The organism is Actinoplanes philippinensis (assembly GCF_900113015.1).
Lineage (GTDB): Bacteria > Actinomycetota > Actinomycetes > Mycobacteriales > Micromonosporaceae > Actinoplanes > Actinoplanes philippinensis.
On the sequence record NZ_FONV01000003.1, the window covers coordinates 572,063 to 588,409 of the forward strand.

General features: G+C 71.7%; 13 protein-coding genes. 5 read left to right on the forward strand and 8 right to left on the reverse strand.

The window, feature by feature from the left end; all coding sequences use genetic code 11:
• Nucleotides 1-32 precede the first annotated feature (32 nt).
• Nucleotides 33-1,835, reverse strand: coding sequence for a serine/threonine protein kinase (locus tag BM290_RS09460; RefSeq protein WP_093612100.1), 1,803 nt, complete (start codon nt 1,833-1,835; stop codon nt 33-35).
• A 190-nt stretch (nt 1,836-2,025) separates the two neighbouring features.
• Between BM290_RS09460 and BM290_RS09465 the strand changes: the two genes are divergently transcribed.
• Nucleotides 2,026-2,274 carry a PspC domain-containing protein gene (locus BM290_RS09465; RefSeq protein ID WP_093612102.1) on the forward strand — a complete coding sequence of 83 codons (249 nt, stop codon included), beginning with the start codon at nt 2,026-2,028 and terminating at the stop codon, nt 2,272-2,274.
• On the opposite strand, the gene BM290_RS09470 is transcribed toward BM290_RS09465, so the two are convergent.
• Genes BM290_RS09470 through BM290_RS09480 form a run of 3 tightly spaced genes read right to left on the reverse strand, consistent with a single transcriptional unit; the run spans nt 2,271 to nt 6,109 of the window.
• On the reverse strand, nt 2,271-2,852 hold the full coding sequence (locus BM290_RS09470; RefSeq protein ID WP_093612104.1) for a TlpA family protein disulfide reductase: 582 nt from the start codon (nt 2,850-2,852) through the stop codon (nt 2,271-2,273). The genes BM290_RS09465 and BM290_RS09470 overlap by 4 nt on opposite strands.
• The gene (locus BM290_RS09475) at nt 2,853-4,328 is read right to left on the reverse strand and encodes an NADH-quinone oxidoreductase subunit NuoF family protein (protein WP_093612106.1); all 1,476 of its coding nucleotides are present in this window, start codon (nt 4,326-4,328) and stop codon (nt 2,853-2,855) included.
• Nucleotides 4,325-6,109 carry a translation initiation factor III gene (locus tag BM290_RS09480; RefSeq protein WP_093612108.1) on the reverse strand — a complete coding sequence of 595 codons (1,785 nt, stop codon included), beginning with the start codon at nt 6,107-6,109 and terminating at the stop codon, nt 4,325-4,327. The genes BM290_RS09475 and BM290_RS09480 overlap by 4 nt, the downstream gene beginning before the upstream one ends.
• A gap of 382 nt (nt 6,110-6,491) precedes the next feature.
• Here BM290_RS09480 and BM290_RS09485 point away from each other — a divergent pair, with 382 nt between their 5' ends.
• Both BM290_RS09485 and BM290_RS09490 read left to right on the forward strand, forming a co-directional pair.
• A complete protein-coding gene (locus BM290_RS09485) occupies nt 6,492-7,292 on the forward strand; it encodes a hypothetical protein (RefSeq protein ID WP_093612111.1) in 801 nt (266 codons plus the stop codon).
• Between the two features lie 99 nt (nt 7,293-7,391).
• The gene (locus BM290_RS09490) at nt 7,392-8,018 is read left to right on the forward strand and encodes a DUF3455 domain-containing protein (protein WP_093612113.1); all 627 of its coding nucleotides are present in this window, start codon (nt 7,392-7,394) and stop codon (nt 8,016-8,018) included.
• Here BM290_RS09490 and BM290_RS09495 read toward each other — a convergent pair.
• From BM290_RS09495 to BM290_RS09505, 3 genes are all read right to left on the reverse strand, one after another.
• Nucleotides 7,994-8,614 carry a hypothetical protein gene (locus BM290_RS09495; protein ID WP_143133674.1) on the reverse strand — a complete coding sequence of 207 codons (621 nt, stop codon included), beginning with the start codon at nt 8,612-8,614 and terminating at the stop codon, nt 7,994-7,996. The two genes, BM290_RS09490 and BM290_RS09495, sit on opposite strands and share 25 nt — an antisense overlap.
• 88 nt (nt 8,615-8,702) lie before the next feature.
• Nucleotides 8,703-10,475 carry a glycoside hydrolase family 6 protein gene (locus BM290_RS09500; protein ID WP_093612117.1) on the reverse strand — a complete coding sequence of 591 codons (1,773 nt, stop codon included), beginning with the start codon at nt 10,473-10,475 and terminating at the stop codon, nt 8,703-8,705.
• A 1,073-nt stretch (nt 10,476-11,548) separates the two neighbouring features.
• On the reverse strand, nt 11,549-12,220 hold the full coding sequence (locus tag BM290_RS09505; protein ID WP_093612119.1) for an HAD family hydrolase: 672 nt from the start codon (nt 12,218-12,220) through the stop codon (nt 11,549-11,551).
• Nucleotides 12,221-12,317: 97 nt separating this feature from the next.
• Between BM290_RS09505 and BM290_RS09510 the strand changes: the two genes are divergently transcribed.
• Together BM290_RS09510 and BM290_RS09515 are read left to right on the forward strand one after the other, a co-directional pair.
• Nucleotides 12,318-13,841, forward strand: coding sequence for a sensor domain-containing diguanylate cyclase (locus tag BM290_RS09510; protein ID WP_093612121.1), 1,524 nt, complete (start codon nt 12,318-12,320; stop codon nt 13,839-13,841).
• A 243-nt stretch (nt 13,842-14,084) separates the two neighbouring features.
• Nucleotides 14,085-14,864 (forward strand): hypothetical protein, encoded by a 780-nt coding sequence (locus BM290_RS09515; protein WP_143133675.1) that lies wholly within the window; start codon nt 14,085-14,087, stop codon nt 14,862-14,864.
• A gap of 305 nt (nt 14,865-15,169) precedes the next feature.
• Here BM290_RS09515 and BM290_RS09520 read toward each other — a convergent pair whose 3' ends face one another.
• Complete coding sequence (locus BM290_RS09520) at nt 15,170-16,312, reverse strand: acyl-CoA dehydrogenase family protein (RefSeq protein WP_093612125.1); 1,143 nt, start codon at nt 16,310-16,312, stop codon at nt 15,170-15,172.
• Nucleotides 16,313-16,347: the final 35 nt, after the last annotated feature.

Here is a 16,347-nt window from a genome sequence, read left to right on the forward strand (position 1 = left end):
ATGCGGCCCGGGCAGCGCGCCCGGGCCGCGCGTCAGCTCAGATCCCAGATCTTGATGTCGGTGTAGGCCACCTCGTACGGCCCGGTCTCCGGCGCGTCGCGCTCGTTGTAGACGCCGAGCAGCACCCGCCCCTCCTGGAGCTCCGGCTCGGTCAGCGGGGCGGTGTCGATCAGCGCGCCGTCCCGGTACACCTCGACCCGGTCGCCCCTGGCGATCAGCCCGATCCGGGTGCCGGGACCGTTCAGCGGGATCGGCGCGTCCCCCAGCGGGATCGTCTTGTGCACGGTGATCTTGCCGTCGCCGGCCTTGTTGTGCAGGCCGATGTAGATGTTGCGCTCGCAGATCCGTGCCTGGTAACCGACCTGGCCGTTGTTGCGGAACCAGATCGCCGCGCAGCTGTCCGGGGTGTCCAGCCGGACCGACACCTCGACGTGCATGTCGGCCGGGATCTCGTCGAGCGGCCCCCGGCACTTGTAGGTGCCGGCCTGCTCCCGGCGGGCCACCAGCGCGTTGTCGAAGTAGCAGGTGGCCTGCTCCTCCGGGTAGTCCTTGGCGGTCCACAGCGACGGACGGCGCAGGCTGTCCTGCAGGCGCGGCAGCCCGGCCGGAGCGGAGGCGGTGGCCGACGGCGCGGGCGACACGGTGTCGCCGCCGGCCCGGCTCCGGTCCTCGTTGCGCAGCTCCAGCGCCACCAGGACCGCGCCGGCCACCAGGGCCGTCACGAAGACCGCGAGCAGCGCCGGCATCGCCCAGCGGCGGCCCTGCCGGGGCACGGCCGGCGACGGACCGGCCACGGTGTCGGCCGGCGGCGCGGAGATCGGCACCGTGACGATCGAGTTCTCGTCGTAGCCGACCATCCCGGGCGGGATGGCCAGGGTCGGCAGGCTCACCGACGGGTCGCCGGCCACCCCGGTGACCGCCTGTGCCTCGACCGCGGCGGCCCGCAGATCGGGCTGGTCGGCGAAGGCCGCGGCGGTGGCGGCCGGCCGCTGCTTGCCGGAGATCAGCAGGTCGAGCAGCTCCCGGGAGCTGGGCCGGTTCGCCGGATCCTTCTCCAGGGAGTGCGCCACCAGGTCGCGCAGCGGGCCGCTGAGCCCGTCGAGCCGGGGCGGCTGGGTGAGGATGCGGGCTGCCATGGCCGGCGGCGAGTCGGCGAAGAACGGGGTCTGGCCGGTCCCCGCATACGCCACCACACTGCCCCAGGCGAACACGTCCGCGGCCGGCGTGAGCGGGGTGTCCTCGTCCGAGGAGAAGCGCTCCGGCGCCATGTACGCCACCGTGCCGACCATCTGATCGGTACGCGTGTTGGCGCTGGTCGCCTCCATGGCCCGGGCGATCCCGAAGTCGATCACCTTGGGGCTGCCCGGCGCGAGCAGCACGTTGCGCGGTTTGAGGTCGCGGTGGATCACCCCGGCGCCGTGGATGGCGGTCAGCGCGGTCGCCACCCCGATCGCCACGCCGTGCAGGTTGGCGCTGGTCAGCGGCCCGCGCTGCTCGACCACGTCGGCGAGGGTGGGTCCGTCCACATACTCGACGACGAGGTAGGGCGACTCGTGGTCGGGGTCGGCGTCGAGCACCTCGGCGGTGCAGAACGGCGGCACCTGCCGGGCCCGGTTGACCTCGCTGCGGAAGCGGCGCCGGAACTCGTCGTCGTGGGCCAGGTCGGCGCGCACCATCTTGACCGCGACCAGGACCCCGGCGTTGGTACGGCCCAGGTAGACCGTGCCCATCCCGCCCTCGCCGAGACGGCCGATCAGCTGATAGTCGCCGAGGGTCTGCGGGTCGCCGAGGCGCAGCGGTTGCGTCCGCTCACCCGGCCCTGCGCCGTCGACCATTCCGCTGCCCCCCGGAGCGCCCCCTTACGTATGCGCTCGCACTGTATAGGGCCGTGTCTCTCCCCCGACAGGTGGCGGGCTCATGGAGATCCCCGATACAAGGATCCGGGCCATGCCCGATGCGGATAGCCCCCGTGTGGCGACACCATGGAGTCATCGATTCACCACCAGTGAAGGCAGGGATCCCCTCATGAACGCCGTGCACGACTCGCTCGCCCGCCAGGGCCTGGTCCGCCCGCTGGACGGCCGGATGATCGCCGGCGTGTGCGCTGGCCTCGGCCGCCGCTTCGGCCTCGACCCGTGGATCGCCCGGATGCTGTTCGTGCTGATCCTCTTCGTCATCCCGGGCAGCCAGATCCTCGTCTACCCGATCGCCTGGATCCTAATGCCGTCGGAGAAGCCGGCCTGGCAGGCCCCCACCACCCCGACCACGTTCTAGGCGGTCAGCTCCTTGACCTTCTCGGTCAGCTGCAGGTCGTCGAGGTAGCCCTTGTAGGCCACCTTGCCGGTGCGGTCGAGCATCACGTACCAGCTCTGCTGGACGATGCCGAACCGCTTCCACAGCTTGCCGGCCTTGTCGTTGAGGTGCGGCATCTTGGCGAGCTGGAAGTCGGCGACGAAGTCGTCCATCTCCGGCACGCTGCCGAGGCTCGCGATGCCGAGGATGCCGAGGCGGTCCGCGTACTCGTCATGGATGTCGGACAGCGACTGCGCCTCGCTGGCGCAGGTCGCGCACCACGGCGCCCAGAACCAGAGGATGGCCGGCTTGCCGGCCATCGACGCGGCGTCGAACCTCTTGCCGTCCAGCGTGGTCCCGCTGAAGGTCAGCGTCTTCGGGACGGTCACCGCTTCCGCGGTGGCCGCCCCGGAGGCCGGAGGCGCGGCAGCGACCGGGGACGGTCCGGTCGCCGGCGCCTCCGGGGACGCGTCCGGCGTGGTCCCGCACCCGGCTGCCGCGAGCACGGCGGTCAGGGCCAGGGGCAACAGCAGCCGGGGTACGCGGGACCCGCTCGTCATCTACTTGGCCGGTGTCGGCTCGGTGAGCCGCAGCGCGAGCGCCGGGCACACGTTGACCGCCTTGCGGGCGCCGTCCTCGAGCCACGGCGGCAGCGGCGTCTGCGGGAACGCCGGGAAGCCGTTGTGGTCGAGCCGGATGATCTCCGGGGCGACCGCCGAGCACAGGCCGTGCCCGTCGCAGCGCGACCAGTCCAGGGCCAGCTTCCGGGCGCCCTTCTCGGCCGTGTAGGGCAGCGGCAGGATGCCACGGACCTGCTTGCCGCAGCCCTCGCCGTTGGCGTGCGCCCGGACGTCCTCGTGGAAGACCTCCAGCGCGGACAGGGCGAAGCGGGACGAGCCGTCCGGGTGGCTGCACGCGCCACGGCCCTTGACCATGCCGGCCGCCTGCCGCACCTGCTCGACCGCGTTGCCGCCGAGCGACACCAGGGTGACCGCGCGGGCCAGGTCGGGCAGGCCGATCCGGCACGGGCCGCACTGACCGGCCGACTCGCCGGCCAGATACTGCACGACCTGGGCGACCTCGCCGACCGGGCAGGTCTTCGAGCCGATCGGGATGAGCATGCCGGCGCCCAGGGTGCCGCCGACCTTCGCGAACCCCTTACGGGAGATGGTGATGGTCTTGGCCTGCTCGGCGCTGACCCACTTGCCGTGGTAACCGCCGACCAGCAGGCCCGGGCCCAGGTCGGCGCCGCACATCTCGAGCACCTCCATGAGCGGGGTGCCGGTGGGCGCCTCGACCACGGCAGGGGCGGTGGCGGAGCCGCCGACGGTCAGCATGACCGTGCCGGGCTCCTCCGGGATGCCGACCGAGTTGTACTCCCACGGTCCGAGCCGGGCCGCGATCGCCAGCTGCGAGTACGTCTCCGCGTTCGACAGCAGGGTGGGCAGGCCCATCACGCCGTTGTCGCTGGACCGGACCTTGCGGCCGGGCGGGATGTGCGCCTCGCCGTTGATGCCGCGGACCAGCGCGCCGCCCTCACCGGAGATGAACCGGTGCGGCACCACGACGATCCGGGTCGGGCAGGGCATCTTCCGCTCGGCCAGGGCCGCGGCGAGCGAGTTCTGGCCGACCCCGTCGTCGGCGACGCCGATGACGATCTCCTCCGCGTCCAGGGCGGCGGCGGCCAGCGCCGCGCCGTCCAGGATCAGGTGCGGGCCACGGGTCAGGACCGCCTTGTCCTTCCAGGACGGCGGCTCACCCTCGGTGGCGTTGACCACGATCACCGGGGGCAGGTCCTGGCGGCGGCAGGAGTCGACCACCGCGCGGACCTTGCGGGCGAACGGGAAGCCGGCGCCGCCGCGGCCGCGCAGCTCGATGCGGTCGGCGAGGCCGATCAGCTCACCGGAGGAGAGCGCCGCGAACCCGCCGTGCACCTCCTGGTGGGCCAGGAGGTCGAGACGGCCGTACTCGTCGAACCCCGCGGTGATGCGGGGCGTGCCGATGGCCGTGACCGGTGGAACCTGTGCCGTGCTCAATTCGCGTCCCTCGAGTCACCGCGGAGCTGGGAGAAGTAGCCGTCGTCGGCATCGTCGCGGCCCCGGCGGCCACCACGGCCGCCTTCGTCGCGGCGGCTCCGGCGGGAGCCGCTGTCCACCAGGGTGGGGGTGTCGTCGGCCGGGTACGCCGGTCCGTCCGCGAAGTCGACGAACTCGCTGCGGCTGCGGCGGGCCGGCGGCTCCTCGTAGCGTGGCTCGTCGTAGCGCTCGCTGCGGGTCCGAGGGGCGGGCTCGTCCTCGTAGCGGGCGCCGCGGGAGCGCGGGGCGTCCTCGTACTCGTCCTCGGCACGACGGCGGCCACGGGGACGCTCGTCGTACTCCGGCTCGCGGCGCCGGGCCCGGGGGGCGGGCTCGTCGTCCTCGAAGCGGCGCATCCGCGCGCCGGTGGACTCCATGTCGTCACGCCGCATCCGTGCGCCGGTGGACTCCATGTCGTCGCGGAGCATCCGGGCGCCGGTGACGTCGAGGTCGTCCCGGCGCATGCGCGTGCCGGTCGACTCGACGTCGTCCCGGCGGCGCGAGCGCGGGGCCGGCTCGTCGTCCTCGAAACGGCGGCCACGTCCACGGCCGTCGTCGTACATCTCGGAGCGGCCGCCACGGGAGCGCGGGGCGGGCTCCTCCTCGTACCGGTAGCGCTCCTCCTCGAGGTCACGCCGCGACATCCGGGTCGAGGTGTCGTAGCGCTCGTCGTCCTCGACGGCGCGGCGCTGCCGGGGCGCGGGCGCCTCCAGCTCGGGCCGGCGGCGGGGCGGGTAGTCGTCCTCGACCGGCGCCGGGGCCGGGCTGACCGGACGGGCCGCGGGCGCCGGGCTGACCGGACGGGCGGCCTGCGGGGCGGACGGCTGGTTCCAGGCCGGCACGGACGGGCCAGCGGCCGGGCCTCCGGTCGGCTGGTTCCAGGCCGGCGGCGCCATCGTGGCCGGCTCGGCGCCGGCCGGGGCGAGCAGGTCGACGGCCGGCTGGCGGGACGGGCGGCGGATCGGCGCCGACGCGGTGGGCACCAGCGCGCCGGTCTCCTGCGACTTGACCGCGCCGACACCGGCCGGCGAGGCGAAGTCCTTGCGCCGGTTGAGGCTGACGCTCAGGCGCACCGCGAGGCCGACGACGACGCCGAGGACGCACACGATGTAGCTGACGGTGACCCAGGTGGCGGCGGCACGGCCGGCGGAGAGGCCGTGCATGAGGGCGATCGGCCAGATCAGGTACGAGATGGCGTGGATGCCACGCCACATCCAGGGCCGGCCGCGGCCGATGAACCGGGCACGGGCGATACCGGACCAGAGGACCAGGATCATGATCCAGCCGGCGATCGGGCCGAGTCCGACGTACCACTTGTTGAGCCCCTGGGTGAGGAAGGGGATCACGATGTCGATGACGCCGATGTAGTCCTTGGCGAACTTCGTCCAGACGTGCAGGACGAGCGCGCCGACCGCGATCACACCGGTGGTGCGGTGCACGGACTGCAGCAGCACACGCTGGCGGACGCTGAGGACCAGCCGGTCCGTGGCGACCAGGCCGACCATGATGGTGATCGACAGCGACACCAGGCTGATGACCCCGACGTAGTAGTCGAGGTAGGAGAAGAAGTAGATGTATCCGACGCGACCCGGAGCGGTCATCATCGCGACGGCCCAGACAGCGACCACGATGCTCAGGATGAGCAGGGCCACTGCTGCCTTCGACGCCGGACGGGTGCCGGTGGATCCGACGTCTACCGCCACTCGGGCGGCGGGTGCCTTGGTGTTCTTCGAGCGGGCCATGGACTCCTCGTTTTCCTTGGTGCGGTCACGTCCCGTGGGCGGTGGGACGCCGGCGTCCGTGGGGAACGCCCCGCGCTCAAGCGCTGTTGCTGGACCCGGCCCTCGGCGGTGCTTTCCCCTGCGTGCTCCGGTCCGTGTCCTCCCCGGATTACGTGCCGGGGGCGGGTTCGGATGAACGCTCGCTCAAAATTTTGTGTAGCCGGGCAGCTACGGTCCGCGCAGGCCCGCTGAGCTGCACGAATAACAGAAACGTTGCCCGCCTAAGGAAAAAATAAGGATCTCGGCGAGGGTGACGCGGGCCACCCGGTGAACCATTCTCTCCCGGCGGGCGAACTAAGTAGTGATGGCGAATCGAGGGCATGCCCTGGGAAGGGGGACCGTCATGCGTCACCGGATCACCGCGCTCGCCGGCGCGGTCGTCGCGGGCGCGGTGCTGAGCACGTCGTTCGGGGCCACACCGGCCGTCGCCGACGTGCCGGGATTCAGCGTGCGGGTGACGGCGCCGGACACGTTCACCGCGGCCCGGCCCGCGGAGACGGTGACCGCGGTCGTCACCTCGGAGAGCCGCCGGTGCCGCAAGGTCCGCTGGGTGCTCGTGGTCCGCTCGGAGGTGGACCCCGGCCAGCTGCGGGTGACCCGCGTCGAGGAGGACGGCGAGTTCGACACGAGCGTCAGCCGGGACGGCGACACCACCACGATCATCGACGAGGCGCTCGACCCGGGCACGCTGTGCCGGGGCCGGACGGTGACCGGCCGCTGGCAGATCTCCTTCGACGGCCCGGACGGCGGTGACGCGCGGTTCGAGGCGCAGGCCTTCGACGAGCGGGAGACGCTGCTCAGCACCACCGGCGTGTCGTCGACGGTGCGTGGCCAGCGGGTCGCGAGCCCGTCGCCGGAGCCGTCCGAGACGCAGGGCGACGACGAGGACGAGGACGCCGCCGGGGGCGCCGGCGACGACACCGGCAACGCCGCGGCGCCGCCGATCGCCCCGGATCCGGGCGACGCCGAGACCGCCCTGGTCTCCCAGGACACGTCACTGCTCGGGCCCGGCCTGGTCGTCGGCGGCATCTGCGTGTTCCTCGGCGTTCTGCTGCTGATCCGGCTGCGCGCGCGATCCCGGGAGGTCCGGGTCGAGGAGCAGGCCCTGCCGACCGGCTTCTACGGCATGCCACCGCGCCGATAGGAGCACTTCCTCCGGGTGAATCCCCGCGGGACCGGCCGGGAAGTGACGCTGCGCCGTTTAGCGTGATGGCGCAGCGTCACCGTCCATAGGGGAGGCCCCGTGGCCCAGCGCCCGTCTGCCGTACGCCCTCTCGCCCAGCGTCCCGCCCGGATCGCCGCCGCGTTCGGCGCCCTGGCCGTCGTGTCGGTGGCCGTTCCGGCCGGTGTCTCGTTCGCCGGCACCGACCGCGTCCCGGCCGCCCCGCCGGCGCCCGCCGCGCCGGACGGCGGATACGGTGTCGACCCGCGGATCCCGGACGAGCTGGCCCCGCCGCCCGGCCACGTGCTGCACGCCGTCCTCAAGGCTCGCGGCGTGCAGATCTACGAGTGCCGTTCGGGCGCCTGGACGCCGCGGGAGCCGGCCGCCTCGCTCACCGGCGTCACGGTGCGCCCGGTGAAGCGGGTGAGCGCCCTCCACTTCCGCGGCCCGAGCTGGCAGTCGGACCAGGACGGCTCGCTGCTGGAGGGCGACCCGGAAGGTGTCGTCCGGGTGGCGTCCGAGCACCCGGGCAGCCTCCAGCAGCTGCGCGTCCGGGCGAAGGCCACCAGCGGGACCGGCACGTTCGCCAAGGTCACCTGGATCCAGCGGATCGACACGGTCGGCGGGGCGGCCCCGGCGGGCGCCTGTGCCGGCGGGACGGCGTCGGCACCGTACCGCGCTGTCTATCGGTTCTTCGTCGCGGCCTGACCGAGGAACTCCCGGGCCGCCTCGACCAGCGCCTCCGGATCGTCGGCGTGGAAGCGCACGGCGCTCGCGGGCCGCCCCTTCGCCTTGCGCACCGGGAGCACGAGGGGCTCGGTGAGCCGGACGTCGACGCTGGTCTGGCTCGCCATGCCGAGGGAGAGCACGCCGTCCTCGAGCTGGGTCTGGCCGCCCGGTGGCATCGACCGGCGGCGCACCTCGATCGCGGCGATCCGGTCCCAGCCGATGACCACGTCGAGGGTGAGGCCGTTGCGGATGCGCAGCCCCGACGGGCCGGTCAGGTGCGGGTGCACGACGATGCTGGCGTAGAGCCCGAACATCCAGATCAGGCCGTAGATCCCGAGGCCGAGCAGCACGTTCGCGAGCGGCTCCCAGGGGACGATCAGCTCCAGGATCGGGATCTCGATCGCGGAGACGACCAGGAACGCGACGAGGATCATCCGGACCGCGCCGATGTACGCGAAGCGCCTGGCCCCCGGCTCGACCGGGACGGGCCGCCGCAGGATCCAGCGGAACAGCGCCGCCCAGAGCCGCAGCTCGTAGACGACCACGAATCTCGCGAGTCCCCACACCTTCGTCACGACTGCCACGGTAGGTCACGATGCACTCGTATTGCAATAGCACTGCCGGCCGGTGCGAGGCACCGGCCGGCAGCTCCTGCGGGTTCGCTCAGAGAGCGGGGTACGCGTTCGCCATCAGCTGCGCGAACTGGGCGGGGAACCAGGCGCCCGAGATCGGGGCGTCGGGCAGCGCGCCGGACATGCTGTTGCCGTTACGGGCGTTACCGGTGTAGGCCGGGTCGCACATCTGGTCGAAGCCCTTGCCCTCGTTGTTCGGGATGAGCTTGCTGGAGCCGTCCGACTCGCCCGGCGGCTTCACCCAGACGTAGGCGTCGATACCGGCGGCCGGGGCCGCGGTGGGACGCTCGCCGAGACCGGCGCCGGACTGGTTGCACCAGTTGCCGGCGTGGATCCGGCGGTCGATGCGCGACTCGTTGACGAAGGTGTCGACGTTGGTGCTGCTGCTCGGACCGGACGGCCGGGCCGAACCGCCCCAGCCGTTGCGGGAGGTGTCGATCAGCATGCCGATGCCGGAGTCGAAGCCGACCGAGATCAGCTTGGCCCGGAAGGCCTGCGCGAAGGACAGCTCGTCGACGTACTGGTTCCAGTCCACCCACTTCGACTGACGCACCGTGGTGCCACCGACCGTGGTGCCGACCGTGAAGTTGGTCTCCTTCAGGGCCGAGTAGTTGGCCGTGTTGGTGATGAAGCCGTGCACGTTCTTCACGTTGCCGGACGCCTGAGCGGCCTGCAGCATGATGTCGGCGGTGGGGCCGAAGTTCGTGTCCCAGCCGATCCAGCCGTGGTGGGCGGCGTCCACGTAGTTGTAGGTGTTGCCGAGCGCGCCGAGCTTGTTCAGGGCGTAGCCGATGCCCTGGACGTACCCGCCGTTGGCCTTCATCGTGTCGCAGGTCGCCGTGGCGCCCGCGGCGCTGCCGACGTTCGTGACCAGGTTCGGCAGCGAGTCGATCTCCACGATGTTGATGATGCGGAGGTTCTTGTACTTCGCGTCGGCCTGGATCGCGGCGATCGGGTCGATGTAGTCGGTCTTGTACTTCGGCAGGTCGTTCGGGCCGAGCTCACCGTTGGAGGCGAGCGCCGAGCAGTCCCGGCCGGGCAGGTTGTAGATGACGAACTGGATGTAGCCGGCGCCCTGCGCCAGAGCCGCGTCCAGGTGGGCGCGCATGCCCATCGCGCCGTTCGAGCTGCTGTCCGTGCTGCCGTTGATCGCGGCGATCCGGTCCATCCACACCGCTGTCGGGTTGTTCGACACCCGGCTGCCGCCGGACACCGACTCCGCCTTGGCCTTCCACTCGGGGTTCACGTAACCCTTGACCCCGACATACGGGTTGTCCACCCGGACGCCCGGCGTCACCGAGGTCGACGGCGAGGGGGACGTCGACGTGGACGGCGAGGTGGAGGTGGACGGGGACGTCGAGTTGGACGGCGACGGCGAGGTGGTTCCGCCGTTGCAGACGACGCCGTTGAGCGAGAACGACGCCGGAGCGGTGTTCGTGCCCGAGTAGTTGGCGTTGAAGCCGAAGTTCGCGGTGGCGTTGGTGCCCAGCGACGCCGACCAGCTCGGGTTGGCGGCCGTGACGGCCGTCCCGGACTGGGTGATGGTGGCGCTCCAGCCCTGGGTGATCTGCTGGTTGCCCGGCCAGGTCCAGGTCAGCCGCCAGCCACCGGAGATCGGGTCGCCGAGGTTGGTGACGGTGACGTTGCCGGTGAAGCCGGTGCTCCACGAGTTCGCCGAATAGGAAACGCTGCAACCGGCAGCGGCGCTCGCGCTGGTCGCCACGGCGACGGCGCCGCCTGCGGCGACGACGCCCACGGCAGCGGCTGCCGTCAGTGCGCGAGCGCGGGTGGGGATGGGTCTCATGAGGGCTCCTCGAGACGGGGACGGCGTGGGAGCACGCCGGGGAACGGTCGGCAACACATCGGTGGGGATCGTTGGCCGATATGGACAGCATTCCATGGGAGCGCTCCCAGCGCAATCATTCCGAAACAGGAGGGCAACCGACAGTTCACGACGCGCCATCGTGGCCGGTCACGGCCCGGATGGCACATGACGAACCGGGCCGTCGCCCCCGGCCGGCGGCGACTTCACCGCCTTCTTCGACCACCGCGACTTCCGGGTCACCGGCTCACGGGCGGCCGCCGAGGAGGTGACATCGGCGACCTTTCTGACCGCTTGGCAGAGGCGCGTCCCGTCGGCGGCTCACCGTCGCCGTGGCCGCCCGCCACCGCGGGCCACCGTGCCCACGCCCAACAGCGCTCCCTGCACCGCCCGGCGCAGCTGCCTGCTCCGCGTCCCGATCGCCGCCACGGTCATCAGGCCCGGCTACGGATGCGGCCGGCCGCCTGGACGACGAGGACTGCATCCGGGTGCCGCACGCGGCCGCATCCAGGCACTGCACGCGGCCGCATCCAGGCACTGCACGCGGCGGCACCCGGGTGCCGCGCGGAGCGGCCCGGCCCCTGCCCCAGACGGATCCGGGGAGCCGGAGCCTGCCGCACTTCCCGGCGACTGTCACCGACCTCGCGGTCGCGGTTTGGCACGGCGACCGGACCACTGCTGCCACCCTCACCAAAGGAGGCACACCTAGCCCGCGAACGGATCGCCTACGGAGTTCTCGGGGCGGAGACCTGACCGAAGCCACTCTTCGACGGACCCGCGAGTGCTGGGCCGCCGCCGACGGGACGGTCGCCTCCCGGGGCGACATCCCCTACGAGGACGGCCCGCCGATTCCGGCCACCGCAGACAACCGGCCCGCGGAATCCCAAAACGCTGACGCGAGGTCGAACTCTGTCCGCACGCCCTGGGCAGTACCCGGCCGACCGCGGGCTCCGGCCGCCGAGAACTGTCGGCCCGTGGAATCCTAAAATCCCTGACGCCGGGTCGAGCACTTGCTGCAAGCCTCACGGACAGCGCTCGACGGACCGGCGGCGACGTCATCCGGAGTGGCGCTCTTCGAGTCGGGTCAGAAGGGACGTCAGGGTCGTTTCGGTCGCGGCCCGGAGCCGGAGCGTTGCCTGCACGAAACGGGCGTTGTGGGCGTACAAATTGGGAATGGCGACGCACCGCAACCCGGCAGCCACCGCGGCCGAAACGCCGTGCGGGGTATCCTCGAAGGCCACCGCCGCCTCCGGCGGGAGGCCGAGACGGTCGAGGGCCAACCGGTAGACCGCCGGGTCCGGCTTGGGCGCCGCGACCTCATCGCCGCAGGCCAGGACCTCGAAGCGGGCCAGATCGCCAGTGCGCGCCAGATGCCCGGCGACCCACTCGTGCTGCGAGCTGCTCGCCACCGCCAGCCGCAACCCCAGGCCTTCGGCCTCACCCAGCCAGGCGTCCAGGCCGGCGGTCAGGCCCATGGTGCGATGTCTTTCCTTGCGGTACGCCGTACGCCGCGCGTGGCTGGCGGCGCGATCGAAGCCCGGCCCGACCGTGGCCGCCAGAAGCGCATACCGCTCGTCGGTGGTATCGCCGCCGTGATCGGCGAAGAACGACGACTCGTCCAGTTCGTGCCCGTGGCGTCGCCATTCGGCTCGCCAACTGTCCAGCAGAGTGGTCTCAGTGTCCATCAGCAGACCGTCGAAGTCGAAGATCAACGCCTTGATCGCCATCGGAAGATTATGAATGGCACCCGAGCGCACCCGATTTGCGACCTGTCACTGGCCGTTCGTGGCTCAACCGGGACCCCGTAGTGCCGACCCTAGGGCCATGAGCGTGGGCAGCGAGATGCACACAGCCGGTCCCGGGTTGGAAGGGGCCGGCGAGGACATGACGCCGGACCGGCAGGGGCTGATTTTGGCCGAGCTGGTGGCGTTCATGACGAAAGACACCCCGTCGGTGCAGCATGTGCTGGACCTGACGGCGCCGCACCTGACGGAGATCGCGGGGCTGACCGCGGCCACCGTCTTCGAGCTCGACTCGGAGACCGGCATGATGACCGTCAGCGCGCGGGTCGGCGAGCCCGGCCGGCGCGACCAGCTGGTCGCCGGCAAGGTGTTCCGCACGCCGGCCGGTGGCAAGCCCGTCGTGAACGGCGAGCAGATGGCGATCCGCCTGCGTATCGGCGGGCAGACCGTCGGCGTGCTGCTGCTGACCGGCACCAACCTCGCCGAGCTGCAGCAGGAGACCATCTCGACGATGGCCCTGCATTTCGCGACCACCCTGCAGGGGCTGGCCGCCGAGAAGCAGCGCCAGTTCGTCGCGCACAGCAGCGCCACCATCCGGGAGCTGTTCGAGCAGGGCATGTCGGCCGGCAACGTGGAGACCGCCGCCGAGCTGCTGGCCCGCTCGTGCGCCACCGCGTTCCGCACCGAACACGCCGCGATGCACCTGATCGACGGTGAGGGGCGGATCCGGTACGTGCACGGGGTCGGCTTCTCCGACGACATCCACCGGGCGCTCACCGACAACCTGCTCGGCAAGCCGGCCGCCGAATCGCCGGTCTGGCGCAACAGCGCCGAGAAGGGCGAGCCGATGCTGGTGGCCGACGCCAGCACCGCGAAGGTACGGTCGGGCGGGCTCACCCAGACGATCGGGCTGCAGTCCTTCATCGCGATGCCGCTGCTCTCCGCTCAGGGGCCGGTCGGCATGGTGATGTGCGGCGACTCCAGCGGTACCCGCGACTGGACCGCCCAGGACCGTATCCTCGCCCAGCAGCTCGCCGTCGAGGGCACCTTGATCATGGACAGCGCCCGGATGCGGCAGGCCGCCGAGGTGCACATGAACGAGCTGACCAAGCAGGCGTTCCACGACTCGCTGACCGGGCTGCCCAACCGCAAGATGCTCCTCGACCGGGCCACCACGGCCGTCGACATCGCCGCCGCCACCGGCACCCGGATGGCGCTGCTGCTGCTCGACCTCAACGGGTTCAAGCAGGTCAACGACACCGTTGGCCACCACGCCGGCGACGTGCTCCTGCAGCTGGTGGCCAAGCGGCTGCAGGGCGTCGTCCGCCGGCCCGACCTGGTCGCCCGTCTCGGCGGCGACGAGTTCTCGGTGCTGCTCACCGGCGATCCGGACGAGAGGGCGGCGATCGGGGTCGGCGACCGTATCTGCGAACGGCTCCGGGAGCCGTTCGACATCGAGGGCGAGCCGGTGCGGATCGGCGCCAGCATCGGGGTCGCTCTCTTCCCCGACCACGGCACCGAGTTCTCGGTTCTCATGCGCGAGGCCGACGCCTACATGTACCAGGCGAAACGCGGAGGCGGCGGGGTCCGCCTGGCCGGCAGCTGAACGAGGGCCGTCCCCGGGCGCTCCCCCGTCGTCACCCCGGATCTCGCCGGCACCGGCCCGACCGCGCACCGTTTCCGCGCGGTCGGGCCGGTGCCGGCTTTTCCGGGCGCTGCTCCCCCGCTGCCCGCCGGCCCGTCCGTCGCGGGGACTCGCCGCCAACCCCATAGAAGCAGCGAAAGGCCCTTCTCGGACTGGTAGTTTTCGGGATGAAACGTACCGAAACAACTCCACGGGGAGGACACGGTGAGCAGTACACGCTTGCTCACGGTCGGCGCCGCGATGGTCGCCGCGATGGCCGGCTCGACACCGGCCGCGGCCGCACCACCACCGCCGCCGGAGCTTCTGACAACCATGCAGTTCACGGCCGGCCCGGACGAGGTCGCGCCGGGCGGGAAGGTCGTTCTTAGCGGCCAGGCCGGGATAGAGGGCCGGAGCACCGGCAACGCCGGCCGGGTGGAGTTCTCCTTCCGCAAGAAGGGGACCACCGAGGAGGTCAGCGTCGGCGCCACCGACGCCGGCAGCTCCGGCAAGTTCCGGTTCACGACGAAGGCCACGGTCAGCGGCGAATACGTCGCCCACTACCGGCACCGGACCCGGGACATCACCGCTGACGGCACCGACTCGCTGAACGTCTACGTCGACCGGCCGGTGGACCGGTTCCTCTACTCGTGGACGGCTCAGGCGCTCTCCTGCCTGCCGACGTGCGTCGCCCAGGGCCCGGACCAGTTCGTCACCACCGGCCCGATCAAGGTCAAGCTGACCCGCGAGTGCCTGCGCCCGAACTCGGGCGGCCGCATCGGATTCACCGCTGATCCCGCGAACACCTACACGGCGGGCGCCCCCGGCTGGCGCGATTTCCCCAACGGCGAGGGCCCGACCGACTTCGAACTGAACCCGGGAATCACCCGCGGCCACTTCTACCTGGAATGGACCAGCGGGCCGGCGGCCGACGCCAAGGAACTCACCTCGTGCAATCTCGCTTTCAGCGCCACGCAGCAGCAGACCGAACGCCAATACATCTGACCATCGGCACGGTGGCCGCCCTACGTGCTCCACGGGCGGCCACCGGTTGTTCACCGGTGAATCGTTCCGGGCGCTCATCGCTGCCGTGCCCGCCGGCGCCGGTCCCGGCCGTGGCGCCCGCGGGCACCGCTCCCGGCCGCCGCGCCCGCCGGCGCCGCTCCCAGCCGCCGCGCCCAGCCGCCGCGCCCGCCGGCGCCGCTCCCAACCGCCGCGCCCGACGCCCGACGCCGCCGTCGATGGCCTCGGCCTCGGCGTCACCCCGGCGCCCACGCCCTCCGTGCGGTCACCCCGGACCGGCGGCCGGCTCACACGAACGCTCCGTGACCTGTGATGGCCCGGCCCACGATCAGGGAGTTGATCTCGCGGGTGCCCTCGTAGGAGTACAGGGCCTCGGCGTCGGCCACGAAACGGCCGATGTCGTAGTCGAGGACGATGCCGTTGCCGGCCAGGAGCTCGCGGGCCCAGCCGACGACCTCGCGCATCCGGGTGGTGCAGTAGGCCTTGGCCAGGGCCGAGTGCTCGTCCTTGTAGACGCCGGCATCCTGCAGCTGAGCCAGGCGCACGCACATCCCCAGGGAGGCGGTCACGTTGCCGGCCATCCGCACCAGCAGGTCCTGGACCAGCTGAAATTGCGCGATCGGGCGGCCGAACTGCTTGCGCTCCCCGGCGTAGGCCAACGCGATCTCGTAGGCGGCGATCATCAGGCCGACCGCCTGCCAGGCCACGCCCGCCCGGGTCGCCCGCAGCACCCGCGCGGTGTCCTTGAAGGACCGGCCCAGCTGCAGCCGGTCGGACTCCGGGACGCGGACCCCGGACAGCTCGATGTCCGCGTTCTGCACGATCCGCAGGGCGATCTTGTTCTCGATCTTGACGGCGGTGAAGCCCGGCGTGTCCTTCTCCACCACGAAACCCTTGACCTGATCGTCGGCCTCGTCGCGGGCCCACACCACGATCAGATCGGCGAAGGTGGCGTTGCCGATCCAGCGTTTACGGCCGTTGAGCACCCAGGTGTCGCCCTCGCGCCGGGCGGTGGTGCGCAGCCCGGCGGCGACGTCCGAGCCGCCGGTCGGCTCGGTCAGCGCGAACGCCCCGACCCGGTCGAACGACGCCATCGACGGGAGCCAGCGCTCCTTCTGTTCCGGGGAGCCGCACTCCTGGATGCTGCCCATCGCGAGACCGGCGTGCACCCCGTAGAAGGTGGCCATCGACGCGTCGGCACGGCCCATCTCCAGTGCCAGCCAGCCGTCCACCAGCGACGAGCGCTCCACACCGGCCAGACCGAGCCCGGCGAACTGCTTGATCAGGTGAGACGGGAACTCGGCCCGTGCCCAGTATTCATTGGCGATCGGCACGACCTCCGCCGAGAGGAACTCGCGAACCCGGTGGACGGTCGCGGCCTCCTCATCCGTTAGGAGGTCCTGAAAGGCGTAAAGATCTCCGACGAGCATATTTGCGTACCTACCCCCGTGTGGGCACACCTAGA

Coding starts and splice junctions, on each gene's coding strand:
- BM290_RS09460 (WP_093612100.1), bottom strand. CDS start 1,835: ATGGTCGACGGCGCAGGGCCGGGTGAGCGGACGCAACCGCTGCGCCTC.
- BM290_RS09500 (WP_093612117.1), bottom strand. CDS start 10,475: ATGAGACCCATCCCCACCCGCGCTCGCGCACTGACGGCAGCCGCTGCC.
- BM290_RS09480 (WP_093612108.1), bottom strand. CDS start 6,109: ATGGCCCGCTCGAAGAACACCAAGGCACCCGCCGCCCGAGTGGCGGTA.
- BM290_RS09505 (WP_093612119.1), bottom strand. CDS start 12,220: ATGGCGATCAAGGCGTTGATCTTCGACTTCGACGGTCTGCTGATGGAC.
- BM290_RS09510 (WP_093612121.1), top strand. CDS start 12,318: ATGAGCGTGGGCAGCGAGATGCACACAGCCGGTCCCGGGTTGGAAGGG.
- BM290_RS09520 (WP_093612125.1), bottom strand. CDS start 16,312: ATGCTCGTCGGAGATCTTTACGCCTTTCAGGACCTCCTAACGGATGAG.
- BM290_RS09465 (WP_093612102.1), top strand. CDS start 2,026: ATGAACGCCGTGCACGACTCGCTCGCCCGCCAGGGCCTGGTCCGCCCG.
- BM290_RS09470 (WP_093612104.1), bottom strand. CDS start 2,852: ATGACGAGCGGGTCCCGCGTACCCCGGCTGCTGTTGCCCCTGGCCCTG.
- BM290_RS09485 (WP_093612111.1), top strand. CDS start 6,492: ATGCGTCACCGGATCACCGCGCTCGCCGGCGCGGTCGTCGCGGGCGCG.